The 14,505-nt window shown below is 70.9% G+C and carries 12 protein-coding genes; 5 read left to right on the top strand and 7 right to left on the bottom strand.

The window, feature by feature from the left end; genetic code table 11:
- Position 1 precedes the first annotated feature (1 nt).
- Genes ACWIHT_RS13065 through ACWIHT_RS13050 form a run of 4 tightly spaced genes read right to left on the bottom strand, consistent with a single transcriptional unit; the run spans position 2 to position 5,044 of the window.
- A complete protein-coding gene (locus ACWIHT_RS13065; protein WP_456167446.1) occupies positions 2-934 on the bottom strand; it encodes a S66 peptidase family protein in 933 nt (310 codons plus the stop codon).
- Positions 931-2,883: a S9 family peptidase gene (locus ACWIHT_RS13060; protein WP_456167444.1), complete on the bottom strand. Its 1,953-nt coding sequence runs from the start codon at positions 2,881-2,883 to the stop codon at positions 931-933. Before ACWIHT_RS13060 ends, ACWIHT_RS13065 begins: the two co-directional genes overlap by 4 nt.
- Before the next feature lie 15 nt (positions 2,884-2,898).
- Positions 2,899-4,218: a M20/M25/M40 family metallo-hydrolase gene (locus tag ACWIHT_RS13055; RefSeq protein WP_456167442.1), complete on the bottom strand. Its 1,320-nt coding sequence runs from the start codon at positions 4,216-4,218 to the stop codon at positions 2,899-2,901.
- On the bottom strand, positions 4,211-5,044 hold the full coding sequence (locus tag ACWIHT_RS13050; protein ID WP_381255686.1) for a M55 family metallopeptidase: 834 nt from the start codon (positions 5,042-5,044) through the stop codon (positions 4,211-4,213). The genes ACWIHT_RS13055 and ACWIHT_RS13050 overlap by 8 nt, the downstream gene beginning before the upstream one ends.
- A gap of 143 nt (positions 5,045-5,187) precedes the next feature.
- On the opposite strand from ACWIHT_RS13050, the gene ACWIHT_RS13045 reads away from it, so the two are divergent.
- A complete protein-coding gene (locus tag ACWIHT_RS13045; protein ID WP_456167440.1) occupies positions 5,188-5,994 on the top strand; it encodes a thioesterase family protein in 807 nt (268 codons plus the stop codon).
- Positions 5,995-6,003: 9 nt separating this feature from the next.
- On the opposite strand, the gene ACWIHT_RS13040 is transcribed toward ACWIHT_RS13045, so the two are convergent.
- Together ACWIHT_RS13040 and ACWIHT_RS13035 are read right to left on the bottom strand one after the other, a co-directional pair.
- On the bottom strand, positions 6,004-6,792 hold the full coding sequence (locus tag ACWIHT_RS13040; RefSeq protein ID WP_456167438.1) for an SDR family NAD(P)-dependent oxidoreductase: 789 nt from the start codon (positions 6,790-6,792) through the stop codon (positions 6,004-6,006).
- 3 nt (positions 6,793-6,795) lie between these two features.
- Entirely contained in the window at positions 6,796-8,331 is a 1,536-nt protein-coding gene (locus tag ACWIHT_RS13035) for an acyl-CoA synthetase (RefSeq protein ID WP_456167436.1), read from the bottom strand.
- 233 nt (positions 8,332-8,564) lie between these two features.
- On the opposite strand from ACWIHT_RS13035, the gene ACWIHT_RS13030 reads away from it, so the two are divergent.
- Genes ACWIHT_RS13030 through ACWIHT_RS13020 form a run of 3 tightly spaced genes read left to right on the top strand, consistent with a single transcriptional unit; the run spans position 8,565 to position 11,597 of the window.
- Positions 8,565-9,368, top strand: coding sequence for an enoyl-CoA hydratase/isomerase family protein (locus ACWIHT_RS13030; protein ID WP_456168011.1), 804 nt, complete (start codon positions 8,565-8,567; stop codon positions 9,366-9,368).
- A complete protein-coding gene (locus tag ACWIHT_RS13025) occupies positions 9,365-10,441 on the top strand; it encodes a 2,3-butanediol dehydrogenase (protein ID WP_456167434.1) in 1,077 nt (358 codons plus the stop codon). Before ACWIHT_RS13030 ends, ACWIHT_RS13025 begins: the two co-directional genes overlap by 4 nt.
- A 1-nt stretch (position 10,442) precedes the next feature.
- Positions 10,443-11,597: an acyl-CoA dehydrogenase family protein gene (locus ACWIHT_RS13020; RefSeq protein ID WP_456167432.1), complete on the top strand. Its 1,155-nt coding sequence runs from the start codon at positions 10,443-10,445 to the stop codon at positions 11,595-11,597.
- 49 nt (positions 11,598-11,646) lie between these two features.
- Here the strand turns inward: ACWIHT_RS13020 and ACWIHT_RS13015 are convergent, their stop codons facing one another.
- Positions 11,647-12,360: a TetR family transcriptional regulator gene (locus ACWIHT_RS13015; protein ID WP_456167430.1), complete on the bottom strand. Its 714-nt coding sequence runs from the start codon at positions 12,358-12,360 to the stop codon at positions 11,647-11,649.
- 141 nt (positions 12,361-12,501) lie between these two features.
- Between ACWIHT_RS13015 and ACWIHT_RS13010 the strand changes: the two genes are divergently transcribed.
- Complete coding sequence (locus ACWIHT_RS13010) at positions 12,502-14,490, top strand: alpha-ketoacid dehydrogenase subunit alpha/beta (RefSeq protein WP_456167428.1); 1,989 nt, start codon at positions 12,502-12,504, stop codon at positions 14,488-14,490.
- Positions 14,491-14,505 lie beyond the last annotated feature (15 nt).

The raw sequence follows: 14,505 nt of genomic DNA, 5'->3' as shown, positions 1-14,505 counted from the left end.
GCTACCGCAGCGCGGGCTCGTCCAGCGTCAACGTGCCCGCGTCCGCGTCCAGTTCGGCCGCCACCCCGAGCGGTATCGTGAGCGCCCCTTCGCAGTGCCCGAACCCGAACTCCTCGACGACGGGCACCCCGAGCCCGCCCAGCCGGTCGGCGAACACCGGGCGCAGCCTCTCGTAGGGTCCGCAGCCGGACCACGAGCCGAGCGCGATGCCCGCGACGCCGTCCAGCCAGCCGCTGCGCAGGAGTTGGGTGAGCATCCGGTCGACGCGGTACGCCTGTTCGCCGACGTCCTCGATGACCAGCAACCCGCCGCGCGCGCTCGCCGGTGCGTGCGGGGTGCCGAGGTCGGCGGCGAGCAGGGCCAGGCAGCCGCCGAGGGTGACGCCCCGGGCCCGCCCGGGCACCAGCGCACCGCCGCTGTCCGGGACGGCCCGGACGGTCCGCACGGACTCCGGGTCGAACAGGGTCGCCCTCAAGTGCTCCTGGGTGCGGGTGTTCTTGACGAAGTCGGCGCCGGCCGCCGCGGGCCCATACAGGGTGACCAGGCCGAGCCGGGTGGCGAACGCCTGGTGCAGAACGGTGGGGTCGCTGAAGCCGACGAACACCTTCGGTCCGGCGGCGCGCATCGCGTCCCAGTCGAGGAGGTCGACGACGCGCTGCACGCCGTAGCCGCCACGGGCGCACAGGACGGCGGCCACGGACGGATCGCACCAGGCGTTCTGCAGATCGGCCGCGCGGTCCGCGTCGGTGCCGGCCAGATAGCCCAACTCGCCGTGCCGGTCGCGGACATGGGGTGCCACGACAGGGTCGAGGTCCCAGCCGCGCAGGATGTCGAGGCCCGCCTCCAGCCGATCCTCGGACACCGGCCCGCTGGGCGCGACGACGGCCACGCGGGCTCCGGGGGCGAGTCGCAACGGGCGGACGAGTGCGGTCACTTGGTGAGCTCCAGAGTGGGGACGCCGGGCGGTGCGATGCCGAAGACCTGTGCGTACAGGGAGAGTTCGGCCTCCAGGGCGCGGATCATGGTGTCGGCGCGGCGGAATCCGTGGCCCTCGCCCTCGAACGCGAGGTAGGCGTGCGGCACTTGGCGTCCGCGCATCCGTTCCAGGAGGCGTTCGCACTGGACGGGCGGGCAGATCACGTCGGCCAGGCCCTGGAGGAGCAGGAAGGGCGCGGTGATGCGGTCGGCGTGCTCGACGGGTGAGCGCTCGGTGTACCGGGCGGGCACGTCGGCGAGGGGTCCGACCAGCGTCTCCAGGTAGCGGGACTCGAAGTCGTGGGTCTCCCCCGACGCCCAGTTGGCGAGGTCGAGGACGGGATAGATGATGGTGCCGCAGGCGTAGACGTCGGTGGTCACCAGGGACGCGGCGCTGGTCCAGCCGCCCGCGCTGCCGCCCCGGACGGCGAGCCGGGCGCGGTCGGCGGTGCCCTCGTCGGCGAGGGCGAGGGCTACGGCGGCGCAGTCCTCGACGTCGACGACGCCCCACTGTTCGCGCAGCCGGTTGCGGTACTCCCGGCCGTGTCCGGTGGAGCCGCCGTAGTTGACCTCGGCGACGCCGATGCCGCGTGAGGTGAAGTAGGCGATCTCCAGGTCGAGGACGAGGGGCGCGCGGCTGGTGGGTCCGCCGTGCACCCAGATGACGTACGGCGGCAGTTCGTTGCCTGGAGCGGTCCAACTCGGGCTGTGCGGCGGGTAGATGTGGGCGTGGATCTCGCGTCCGGCGGGGCCGGTGAAGGTGCGGATCTGGGGTTCGGGGTAGTGGGCGGGGTCCACGGGGTCGTCGTGGGCGGCGCCGATCACTCGTGCTCTGCCGGTGCGGGTGTCGAGTTCGACGACCTCGTGGGCGCTGCGCGGGCTGGCGCCGACGCCGACGATCCGGTCGCCGTGCACCGCGAGGGTGGACGTGAACTCGGTCCAGGGTCCGGCCGCGTCGACGACCTCGCCGGTCTCCGGGTCGAGGACGCCGAGCAGGGCGGCGCCGCGGCCGTGCACGACGGCGATCAGGCCGCTCTCCAGCGGTGCGAACCAGCGCTGGCCGAGCTTCCACAGCGGCCCGCCGAACTCCTCCTCGCGCGGGCACACCGGCTCGTGGTCGCGGTAGAGGTTCCACCAGCCGGTGCGGTCGCTCGCGTACAGCAGCGAGCCGTCGAACCCCCAGTCGACCTGCGCCACCGCCTCCTCGGGGCCGCCTGCCTCCACCCGCGGCTCGCCGAAGGTGCCGTCGTCCGCCACCTCGGCGAGCAGCAGCTCCGTGCCGTCCCACGGCATCCGGGGATGGTCCCAGGCGAGCCACGCGGCCTTCCGCCCGTCGGGCGAGACGCGCGGCCCGGACACGAACCGGTGCCGGTCGTCGGTGAGTTCACGTACGGCCTGCCGGTCCTCGGCGGCGGACCGGTCCAACGGCACGGCGGCCAGAACGCGCCGCACATCACCGGGCCCCTCGCCGGTGAACTCCTCAAGAACGCACCACACTTCACCCAGGTCCGGGCGCACCCGCGGTTCCGCCCAGCGGAGTCCGCCGCCCACGGGAGAGACCGGCGTCAGAGGCTCCGGTTCGCTCCCCGGCTTGTAGCGGTAGAGGCGCTGGTCGGTGAAGTTGACGAACACCACGAGGGGTCGGCCGCTTTGGACCGTTCCAGCCCAGGGCTGTCCGCCGTACTCCATGACGCGGCTGCGGACGTTCCACGGCGCGGGCAGCACTGACTCCTGGGAGCCGTCCGCGCGCAGGCGCACCAGGGTGCGGCGGCCGGCCTCGGTGGGCCGTGGTTCGGTCCACCAGACCTCGTCGCCGACGAACCCCACCCACTCGGGATGTCCGTCGTGGGCGGCGGCGAGCGCCGCGTCGATGGGCGAGGGCCACGAGCCGTACGCCAACGTCCGCATGTTTTCCCCCACTTGCTAGGCCATTCGCAGGAAGCGGTCCAGTACACGGACGCCGAAGTGGAGTGCGTCGACGGGGACCCGTTCGTCGACTCCGTGGAACAGCGCCTGGTAGTCGAAGCCCTCGGGGAGCTTCAGGGGTGCGAAGCCGTAGCCGGTGATGCCGAGGCGGGAGAACTGTTTGGCGTCGGTGCCGCCGGACATGCAGTACGGCACCACATGCCCCTCGGGCGCGAACTCCTCGACGGCGGCCCGCATTCGGGCGTACGTCGGTGAGTCGACCGGGGCCTGGAGGGCGACCTCGCGGTGGTGGAACTCCCAGTCGACGTCGGGTCCGGTGAGCCGGTCCAGGGTGGTGCGGAACTCGTCCTCGCCGCCCGGCAGATACCGTCCGTCGACATGGGCCACGGCCTCGCCCGGGATCACGTTGACCTTGTAACCGGCGTTCAGCATGGTCGGGTTGGCACTGTTGCGGACGACGGGCTCGACGAGCTTCGCCACCGGGCCGAGCTTGGCGAGCAGGCCGTCGATTCCGTCGGCGGCATCCAGTTCGGGGTCGATGCCGTACAGGGCGGCGAGTTCGGTGAGGGCCGCGCGGACGGTCGGGGTGAGCCGTAGCGGCCAGTCGTGTTCGCCGATGCGGGTGATCGCGGCGGCGAGACGGGTCACGGCGTTCTCGTGGTTGACCTTGGAGCCGTGACCGGCCCGGCCGTGGGCGGTCAACTTGAGCCAGGCGGTGCCGCGTTCGCCCGCGGCGATGGGGTAGATCTCCCGGCCGCCGCCGTCGTGGAAGGTGAACGCCCCTGATTCGCTGATGCCTTCGGTGCAGCCCTCGAAGAGCCCGGGGTGCCGGTCGGCGAGAAAGCCCGCGCCGTCCTCGGCGCTGGCCTCCTCGTCGGCGGTGAACGCGATGACGAGATCGCGGCGCGGCCGTACGCCCGCTCTCGCCCAGGCGCGGACGACGGCGAGGATCATCGCGTCCATGTTCTTCATGTCGACCGCGCCGCGCCCCCACACGACGCCGTCGCGGATCTCGCCGGAGAAGGGGTGCACGGTCCAGTCCTCGGCCTGCGCCGGTACGACGTCGAGGTGGCCGTGGACGAGCAGCGCGTCCGCCGACGGGTCGGTGCCCTCGATGCGGGCGACGACGTTGGTGCGGCCCTTGGAGCGTTCCAAGAGGGTGGGTTCGAGGCCCGCGCCAGCCAGTCGTTCGGCGGCGTACTCGGCGGCGGGGCGCTCCCGGCAGTCGCCGCCGCCCCGGTTGGTCGTGTCGATGCGGATGAGGTCCGAGGTGAAGGTGACGACCTCGTCCAGGGCCCGCGCGTCGATGTCAGCCATACTGCTCCTCCACCGCGGCCGAGACGATCGTGGTGACCGCCTTGAAGGTTCGGATCCCCTCGTACATGGTGTCGCCGGTGTACGCCACCTTCCGCTCCCCGACCCGCTCGACACCGGGCACGACGGTGGCGGCCATGGCCAGGTGCTCGGCGTCGAATTCGAGGGCGACGGTGAACGGCCCGCCCCGCACCGGTTCCTGACGGACCGCCAGCTTCGCCGCCTCCTTCGCCGCCGCGCGGATGTCGGCGGCCGTCCTGGCCGGTGTCCGGCACACGGCCGCGTACCGCGACACATGGTCCTTGACGGCGACCTTCAGTGCCCCGGGCGCGTACCCGAGGGCGTCCTCGCAGGCCACGTCGTCACCCGTGACCAGGATCACCGGTACCCCGTACTCGGCGACGACATGCGCGTTGAGCAGTCCCTCGCTCGCGCGGACGTCGTTCAGCCACACGCCGGTGATCGAGTTGGCGAGGTAGGTGTGGGCTAGGACGCCCTCCATGCCGGCGCCCGCGTGGTAGCCGACGAAGGCGATGCCGTCGACGTCGCCGTGCTGCACGCCCTCCACCATGGACAGCGACTTGTGCCGCCCGGTGAGCAACTGCGTCCGCTCGTCGAGCCGTTCGAGGAGCAGGTTGCGCATCGTCCAGTGCGCCTCGTTGACGAGCACCTCGTCGGCGCCGCCGTCGTAGAAGCCGAGGACGGCGGCGTTCACGTCCGAGGTGAACAGCGAACGGCACCGCTCCCACTGCGGTGTCCCCGGCAACACGTCGGCGGGCCAGGTGACGCCGGTGGCACCCTCCATGTCGGCGCTGATGAGGATCTTCATGCTGCGTCACGTTACGCGTCGGCAGGGGAACCTGCCATGAAGTGAAACGCCGTTCCGGGCCGAGTCCGTACCGTGTAGGTGTAGACAGCATCGTTCGTGCGGGCCCGCTCGGCGGCCCGCGCCCCGGCAAGGAGAAACGTCCGTTGAACACCGGCACCCCGGTCCCCGACAGCTACTACGTCCGCACCGACGAGCACCGCTACAAGCCCACGGTCCACGCGGGCGGCGCCTGGGACCCGGACGAGCTGCACTTCAGCCCGCTCGGCGGGCTGGTCGCCCACGCCGTCGAGCGGGAGCGGGCCGCCGGGCCGGACACCGGTCTGGTCATGTCCCGGATCAGCTACGACATCCTGGGGCGGCTCGCCCTCGACGAGTGCGAGATCCGGGTGGAGACCCTGCGGCCCGGCCGGACGATCGAGCTGGTCGAGGCCGTGGTGCGGGTCGCCGACCGGCCGGTGGTGCGGGCCCGCGCCTGGTACCTGGCGACGCTGGACACCTCCGCCGTCGCGGGCGGCCCCGCCGACCGGCTCCCCCCGCCCGAGGAGCTGGACCGGTGGGAGATGTCCGCCCTGTGGCCCGGCGGCTACATCGCCTCCGTGGACGTACGACCGCTCGCGCCGCCCCGGCCGGGCCGCACGACGGCCTGGATCTCCACCCCGCACACCCTGGTCGCGGGCGAGCCCAGCAGCCCGCTCGCGTCCTACCTCGCCCTGGTCGACACCGCGAACGGCATCGCCGTATGGCAGCCGCCGACCGCGTGGATCTACCCGAACGTCGACCTGACCGTCCATCTGCACCGCCAACCCGTGGGCGGCTGGACGGGGTTGGACACCACGGTGACCTTCGGGCCGACCGGGCAGGGCCTCACCAGCACCGTGCTGCACGACGTCGACGGCCCGGTCGGGCACGCGCAGCAGACACTCACCGTGCGGCCCGCCCCGCGGCGGTGACCGCGGGCGCTACCGCGCGGTCCACCCGCCGTCCACCGTGAGCGTCGTCCCGGTGACGAAGCGCGAGGCGTCCGAGGCGAGGAAGACGGCGGCACCGCCGAGTTCCTCGACATCGCCGACGCGGCCCAACGGCGTGCTGTCGACGATGCGTTCGCCCCAGCGGCTGGCCAGCAGCCCGGAGCTGAGGTCGGTGTGGAAGTAGCCGGGCGCGAGGGCGTTGACGCGAACGCCCCGGTCGGCCCACTCGACGGCGAGGGACTTGGTCAGGGCCTCGACCCCGCCCTTGCTGGCCGCGTAGGCGGCGATCCGCTCGAAGCCGGTACGGGCGTGCACCGAGGAGACGTTGACGATCGAACCCGAGCGCTGCTCCAGCATCACCTTGCCGGCCTCGCGGCAGCAGTAGAAGGTGCCCTGGAGATTGACGTCGATGACCTGTTGCCAGTCCTCGTCGGTGACGCGCTCGCTGCGGGTGAAGTGGGGACTCGTACCGGCGCAGTTGACGACCGCGTCGAGGCGCCCGGTGTCGTCGGTGATGCGCTCGACGATGGTCCGTACGACGGTGGAGTCGGCGACCGAACCGGGCAGCACCAGCACCTTGCCGCCGTGCGCGGCGAGTTCGGCCTCCAGACTCTCAAGGTCCGCGGCGGTACGGGCGGTTGCGGCCACGGTGGCACCCGCCTGGGACAGCGCGACGGCGACCGCCCGGCCCAGCCCCTTCCCCGCGCCCGTGACCCACACCGTCCGCCCGTCGAGCCGGAGTTGGGCGTTCACGTCTTTCAGGTCGCTCACGTCGGTCATGGCTCAGCCCTCCGCGGGGATGTCGCGCAGGGTCCGCTTGAGGACCTTGCCGGACGGGGTGCGGGGCAGCTCGTCGACGATGTCGAAGCGGGCCGGCACCTTGAACTTGGCGAGCCGGGCCCGGCAGAACTCCCGCAGCTCCTCCGCGCCGGCGTCCTCGCCGGGCCTGAACACCACGAAGGCGCGCGGCACTTCACCCCACCGGGGATGGTTGAGCCCGACCACGGCGGCCTCCAGAACGGCCGGGTGCTCGTACAGCACGCGCTCCACCTCGGGCGTGGCGATGTTCTCACCGCCCGAGACGATCATGTCCTTCTTCCGGTCGTCGATATAGAGGAAGCCGTCCTCGTCGACGTGCCCGATGTCGCCGGTGTGGAACCAGCCGTCCCGCAGCGCGGCGGCCGTGGCCTTCTCATCTCTCCAATAACCGGCGAAGACCTTCGGCCCGCGCAGCGTGATCTCGCCCAGCTCACCGGCCGGAACCTCGACGCCCGTGTCGTCGACGATCCGCACGCGCGTGTGCGGCACGGGCCGCCCGACCGACCCGAGCTTGGACAGCGAGTGCTCGCGGTCGAGGAAGGTGTCGCCGGAGACGGTCTCGGTCAGCCCGTAGGCATCGGCGAACCAGGCGTTGGGGAAGGCGGTCATGATGCGCCGCAGCACCGGTTCGGGAGTCTTCTCACCACCCCCGAGGATGAAGCGCACGGAACTGGTGTCGTACTCCTCGCGGTCGGGCACCTCAAGCACCGCGTTGACCATGGCGGGCGCCAGCCACGCATTGGTGACCCGGTGTTTCTCGATCGCGTCCAGCACACCCTGCGGATCGAACTTCCGCTGAAGCACGACGCTCCCGCCCGCGTGCAGCACCCCGAGAGCGGGCATGTCCAGCCCACCCACGTGATAGAGCGGCCCGCACACCAGCGTGGTGTCCGCCGCCGTGAGCCCGAAGTGGACGATGTGCGCGAGGTTCTTCGCCTCAAGGTTGCCGTAGGTGATCCGAACGCCCTTGGGCCGAGACGTCGTCCCGGAGGTGTACATGAGCCGCTGAAGATCGTCGAGTTCGACGTCCACGGGCTCCACCCGCTCCCCCTTGTGGCGGGCCAGCAACTCCTCGTAGTCGGTCCACGGCTCCTCGGAGGGCTCACCCCCGGCGATCAGCACCCGGTGCTCCAGATCCGTCAGACACCCGGCGCTGCGCTCGACCGCCCGGACGAACTCCGGCTCGGTGACGATCACCTTGGCCTGGGCATGCCCCAGGATGTACTGCCATTCCTCTTCGGAGAGGCGGTAGTTGAGCGGCAGGAACACCGCGCCGAGCCGGTTGGTGGCGTACACCAGCTCCAGGAATTCGGGCTGGTTGTAGAGCAGCAGACCTACGACATCGCCGCGCCCGACGCCCAGCTCCGCCAGGCCGGCCGCCAACTGGTTCACCCGCTCGTGCAGTTGACGGACGGTCAGAGAACGCTCGTCCTGGACGACGGCGACGGCCTCGGGCCGCTGCGCCAGGTGGTAATCGAGGATGCTCGCGAAATTGTGCACGGCTCACTCTCGCTCTGTGGTGTTCGGCGCTGAACACGGCTCGACCACGGCTCATGGGGCAAACCGGATCCCGACCGGTCGGTTGCCCACTCACATAATTTAGTGTACCCCTTGGTCTATAAAACCTTATGAGCCGCACTTTACGACGGCACGTGCGCATCGACAACCACCCGGGCGCAGGTGCCGCCGCTTCCGCCGCTTCTGCTGACGAGGAGGGTTCCCACGTGCCACGCATCCGGCTGGACACCGAAGGACCAGTGGTCACACTCCGCCTCGACAACCCGCCGATGAACGCCTTCGACTCCCTCCAGAGGGAGGAGCTGTCCGCCCGCGTACGCGAGCTGGCCGACTCCCCCGCGGTACGGGCCGTGGTCCTCTACGGCGGCGAACGGCTCTTCGCCGCGGGCGCCGACATCAAGGCCCTGGCCGCGATGGGCCCGGAGGAGATACGTGGCTGGAACCGCGCGTTGCAACGCACGTTCGACGAGGTGTCCCGCCTCCCCATGCCGGTGATCGCGGCGGTCACCGGCTACGCCCTCGGCGGCGGTATGGAACTGGCCCTGGCCGCGGACTACCGGGTGGCGGCGGAGGACGCGGTCTTCGCCCAGCCGGAGGTCCAGTTGGGCATCATGCCGGGTTCGGGTGGCACGCAACGCCTCGCCCGCCTGATCGGCCCGTCCCGCGCGAAGAACCTCCTGATGACCGGCCGCAGGGTGAAGGCGGACGAGGCGCTACGGCTGGGATTGGTGGACGAGGTCGTCCCGCCGGGCTCCGTTTGGGAAGCCGCCCTGACCTACGCCCGCCAACTGTCCGAGGGCCCACCGGCAGCCCTGGAAGCGATCAAAGAGGCAGTGGACCACGGCACGGACGCAGGCATGGCAGCGGGGCTCGCGCTCGAACGGTCCCTGTTCACGGGCGTGTTCGCCACGGAGGACGCAACCACGGGACTCCACAACTTCCTGAGCCGCAAGTCACCCAAGGGGCGCGGGGAACTGCGCGACCAGCCCCCACCGGCCGGCACCCAAAACACGACATGAAAGGGGCGGAAAGCATGGAGGCACTCGTCTGGCACGGTGCACAAGACCTACGTCTCGAAGAAGTACCCGAACCACCGGACCCAGCCCCGCACGAGGCCGTCGTAGAAGTGTCCTGGTGCGGAGTCTGCGGCACAGACCTCCACGAATACCTAGAAGGCCCCCACATGATCCGGGAGGGCCCCCACCCTCTCACCGGCACCAAGCCACCCCTGGCCCTCGGCCACGAACTCAGCGGCACAGTAACCGCGTTGGGCACACCGGTACCCGGCATCAACATCGGCGACCGCGTCACCGCAGACCCCGTCTGGCGCTGCGGCACCTGCTTCTGGTGCACGCGCGGCGAGTACCACATCTGCCCCAAGAGCGGCTCCGTGGGCCTCGCCTCCCCCGGCGGCTTCGCGGAACGCGTCACCGTCCCGCTGGCCGGCCTGACCCGCCTCCCGGACAACGTGAGCGACGAACTCGCCGCCGTGGCGGAGCCGTTGGCGGTAGGCCTGCACGCGGTGACACGTGCCGGGGTCAAGCCGGGCGACAACGTTCTCGTGGTCGGCGGCGGCCCGATCGGCGTGGCAGTCGTCCTCGCCGCCCAAATCGCGGGCGCCGCGGGCCTGTTCGTGAGCGAACCCCTCGCGGGCCGCCGCGAGATGCTGCTCGGCATCGGCGTCACCGAGGCCTTCGACCCGCGCGCGGTGGACGTACGGCGCGAGGTGTTCGTGCGAACGAACCGCATCGGCCCGGACGTCGTCATCGACGCGACCGGCGTGCCCGCCCTCGCGGGCCAGGCCGTGTCGATCGTCAGGCGTGGCGGACGGGTCGTACTGGCCGGCGTCGGACACGGCAGCGTCGAGTTCGACATGGGCCAACTCGTGTTCTACGAGCGGTCGGTGGTCGGCACGCTCGGCTACAACTTCGACATCCCGCGCGTGATCGATCTGATGAGCACCGGACGTCTGGATGCCTCCGCCCTGATCACCGGCCGTTTTCCGCTCTCGGGAGGAGCCGGTGTCTTCGAGGACCTGGCGGCCGACCGGGCCAAGCACCTGAAGGTGCTGCTGACCCCGAAGGGACTGTGACATGGACTTCGACCTGCCCGAGGAGACCCTCGCTCTCCAGGACATGGTCCGCGAGTTCGCGGCCAACGAGATCACGCCCCACGCGGCCGAGTGGTCCGAGAACGAGATCTTCCCCACCAAGATCTTCACCAAGCTGGGCGAACTCGGCCTGATGGGCATGCTCGTGCCGGAGGAGTACGGCGGGGCGGGCTCGGACACGGTCACCTATGTCGCGGTGATGGAGGAACTCGGCGCCGCCGACCAGTCGGTGGCCTCCTCGTGGAACGCGCACTCGACGATCGGCACGCTGCCGTTGCTCGCGTACGGCACCGAGGAGCAGAAGCGGCGCTGGCTGACCCCGCTGGCGAAGGGCGAGGCGATCGGCGCGTTCGGGCTGACCGAGCCGGACGCGGGCTCCGACGCGGCCGGTATCGCGACCACCGCCCGCCGGGCGGACGGGGGTTGGGTGATCAACGGCACGAAGATGTTCATCACCAACGCGGGCACCGACATCAGCCAGGGCGTCACCCTGCTGGCCACGACCGGCAAGGGCGCGGACGGCCGCAAGGGCTACGCGACCTTCTACGTGCCGACCGGGACGCCCGGTTACACGGTCGGCGCGAAGCTGAAGAAGCTGGGCTGGCACGCCATGGACACAAGGGAGTTGGTGTTCACCGACTGCTGGGTCTCCGACGACCATCTGATCGGCGAGGAGGGCAACGGGCTCAAGCAGTTCCTGTCCGTGCTCGACGGCGGCCGGATCAGCGTGGCGGCGCTGGGACTGTCGCTGGCCAAGGCGGCACTGGCCCTCGCGATCAAACACGCCAAGGAACGGCACCAGTTCGGGCGTCCGCTCTCCGACTTCCAGGCCGTGGCGCACAAGATCGCCGACATCGGTACGGAGTACCAGGCGGCCCGCTGGATGGTGTACCGCGCCGCGTGGCTGGCCGACCAGGGCCGCCCGCACAGCACGGAGGCCGCGATGGCCAAGCTGTACGCCTCGGAGGTCGCCAACCGGGCCGCCTCGCAGGCGGTTCAGATCCACGGCGGCTACGGGTACGTACGCGAGTCGGAGATCTCCCGTTTCTACGCCGACGCCAAGATCCTGGAGATCGGCGAGGGCACGAACGAGATCCAGCGCAATGTCATCGCCAAGGCCCTCGTCAAGGGCGCGTGAGGCGACGGGTCCCGCGGTGCGCCGAAGCGGCGGCGCACCGCGGATCCGGTCAGCTCGCGACGGAGACCGCCTCCGACTCCCACAACGCCTCGGGATCCAGGGGCAGTTCGGGCCTGGCCCGCTTGAACTCGACGGCCAGCGCCTCGACATCGGGCAGCTCGCCGACGTTCGCGGCGAAACCGCGGAACAGGGTCGAGCAGTACTCGCCCGACAGGAACGCGGCGTCCCAGCTGCCGCCCGGCCGCACCCACTGGTAGGTGTGGTTGTGCAGGTTGAGGAACTGGAGGGTGGCCAGGTGCGGTTCGACCGCGCGGAAGCTGCCCTCCTCGACGGCCTCGGTGAGCAGGCCGGTGATCAGGTGCTCGAAGTCGGCGCGCTGCCGCAGCACGATCTCCAGCTCGTCGCCGCTGAGGCTGCGGTAGTCGTGCTCGTAGACCCAGATGTGGTCGAGCCGGCGGAAGATGATCGTCAGCAGCGACTCGGACAGCAGCCGCAGCCGCAGCAGCGGCACCTCGTCGAGGGCCGCGATCTCCTTGGCGCGGGCCAGCAGCGGGCCGAGCACCCGCGACTGGATCTCGATGAGCAGGTTCTCCTTGGAGCCGATGTAGTAGTACAGGGCACCCTTGGCGAGCCCGACCGCGCGGCCCAGGTCGTTGATGGAGGTCGCCGCGTAGCCCTGTTGCGCGAACAGGGACGCCGCGGTGTCGATGATCTTCTGGCGTCTGACTTCGAAGCCCGGCCCATGACCCGGCGGTCGTGGCATGTCTTCTCTCCCCTGGCTGTGACGACGTGCGTGTTGTCCCGGGCCCGCACAGGCGCCGCGCTGCGGCACGCCTGGGGGAAGCGGCCCCGGGGACGTCGCTCTAGTTTGCTAGACCAAACGGTACATTAAAGCGAGGACCGTATGACTCAGGCATCGCACCACATCGGAACCGCCACCGGCACCGCACGGACGGACCAGCTCCTGGAGATGTACCGGCGGATGCGCCGCATCCGCCGCTTCGAGGAGCGGGCCTCCGACCTCTACAAGGCGACGGAGATCCCGGGCTTCCTGCATCTGTCGATCGGCCAGGAGGCGAGCGCCGTCGGCGCCTGCTGGCCGCTCGGCGCGCGCGACGGCATCACCTCCACGCACCGCGGCCACGGCCACGTCCTGGCGAAGGGCCTGGACTCGGCGTCGATGATGGCCGAGCTGATGGGCAAGGACGCGGGCACCTGCCACGGCCGCGGCGGCTCGATGCACATCGCGGACCCCGGTCTCGGGATCTACGGCGCGAACGGCATCGTCGGCGCGGGCCTCCCGATCGCCGCCGGGGTCGCGACCGCCGCGAAACTGCGGGCGGCCGGTGACGTGGTGGTGGCGTTCTTCGGGGACGGGGCGGTGGCCCAGGGCATGTTCCACGAGGCCGTGAACCTGGCCGCCGTATGGGATCTGCCGGTGGTCTTCCTCTGTGAGAACAACCACTACTCCGAGTTCTCCCCCGAGTCCGAGCAGCACCGCGCGCCGCTCTCCGCGCGCGCCGCCGGATACGGCATCGAGTACCAATACGTGGACGGCAACGACGTGTTGGCGGTGGCGCAGACCATGACAGGGCTGGTCGCGCGGCTGCGCGCGGGCGGCGGTCCGGTCCTGCTCGAAGCCGAGACCTACCGCTGGCACGGCCACTACGAGGGCGACCCCGAGCGCTACCGCCCCGCCGAGGAGGTCGCCGCCGCCAAGGAGCGCGACCCGCTGCTGATCGCCCGCCGCCAGTTGGACAAGGCGGCGGCCGACGCCGTGGACGAGGAGATCGACAAGGAGATCGAGGCGGCGATCGACTGGGCGCGGAGCCTGCCGGAACCGGCCCCCGAGACCCTGCACGACTACGTCTCGGCTCCTCGCCTCCCCCTCCCCGAGCCCGCGCCGCTCCCGGCCGACGCCGAGATCTTCCGCTCCATGGACGCCGTACGACTGGCCCTGGAGCATGAACTGACCGCCGATCCGAGCGTGTTCGTGGCCGGCATCGACGTCGGCGCGGGCGGCAACGTCTTCGGGCTCACCCGGGGACTCGCGCAGGCCTTCCCCGGCCGGGTGCGGGACACGCCGATCAGCGAGAGCGCCATCGTCGGTACGGCGGTGGGGGCGGCCATGGCCGGGATGAAGCCCGTGGTCGAGATCATGTACATGGACTTCATCGGCGTCTGCCTCGACATGCTCCTCAACCAGGCCGCCAAACTCCGCTTCATGACCGGTGGCCGGGCCTCCATGCCGCTGGTCGTGCGCACCCAGTTCGGCGCGGGCCGCTCCTCGGGCAGCCAGCACTCGCAGAGCCTGGAGGCCATCCTCGCGCACATCCCCGGCCTGACGGTCGTGATGCCGTCCAACCCCGCTGACACGTATGGCCTGTTGCGCGCCGCGATCCAGGACCCCAACCCGGTGGTCTTCGTCGAGAACCGGCTCCAGTACGGCCTCAAGGGCCCCAAGCCCCCGGCCGACCATCTGATCCCGCTGGGCAAGGCGAAGGTGATCCGCGAAGGCACCGACATCACCCTGGTCTCCTGGTCGCGGATGGTCCAGGACGCCCTGGCCGCCGCGGAGTTGCTCGCGGGCGAGGGCATCAGCGTCGAGGTGATCGACCTGCGCACGATCGCCCCGCTGGACCGCGAGACGGTCCTCGCCTCCCTCGCCAAGACCAACCGCCTGGTCATCGCGCACGAGGCGGTACGGGACTTCGGCGTCGGCGCGGAACTCTCCGCGATGGCCGTCGACGAGGGCTTCTGGCACCTGGACGCCCCGGTCACGCGCGTGGCCCCGCCGTCCGTCCCGGCGCCGTACGCGCCCTCGTTGGAGCACGTCTGGCTGCCGTCGCGGGACACGATCGCGGACACGGTACGGCGGATCGCCGCGGTATGACGAGGCGCACGGGAA

Source organism: Streptomyces sp. NPDC002276, from assembly GCF_053891435.1.
This window is presented reverse-complemented; position numbering and strand designations above follow the sequence as displayed.

Bases quoted from the DNA above. Each gene is read 5' to 3' on its own strand.
- ACWIHT_RS13055 (WP_456167442.1), bottom strand. From the start codon at position 4,218: ATGGCTGACATCGACGCGCGGGCCCTGGACGAGGTCGTCACCTTCACC.
- ACWIHT_RS13025 (WP_456167434.1), top strand. From the start codon at position 9,365: ATGAAAGGGGCGGAAAGCATGGAGGCACTCGTCTGGCACGGTGCACAA.
- ACWIHT_RS13020 (WP_456167432.1), top strand. From the start codon at position 10,443: ATGGACTTCGACCTGCCCGAGGAGACCCTCGCTCTCCAGGACATGGTC.
- ACWIHT_RS13060 (WP_456167444.1), bottom strand. From the start codon at position 2,883: ATGCGGACGTTGGCGTACGGCTCGTGGCCCTCGCCCATCGACGCGGCG.
- ACWIHT_RS13040 (WP_456167438.1), bottom strand. From the start codon at position 6,792: ATGACCGACGTGAGCGACCTGAAAGACGTGAACGCCCAACTCCGGCTC.
- ACWIHT_RS13050 (WP_381255686.1), bottom strand. From the start codon at position 5,044: ATGAAGATCCTCATCAGCGCCGACATGGAGGGTGCCACCGGCGTCACC.
- ACWIHT_RS13010 (WP_456167428.1), top strand. From the start codon at position 12,502: ATGACTCAGGCATCGCACCACATCGGAACCGCCACCGGCACCGCACGG.
- ACWIHT_RS13015 (WP_456167430.1), bottom strand. From the start codon at position 12,360: ATGCCACGACCGCCGGGTCATGGGCCGGGCTTCGAAGTCAGACGCCAG.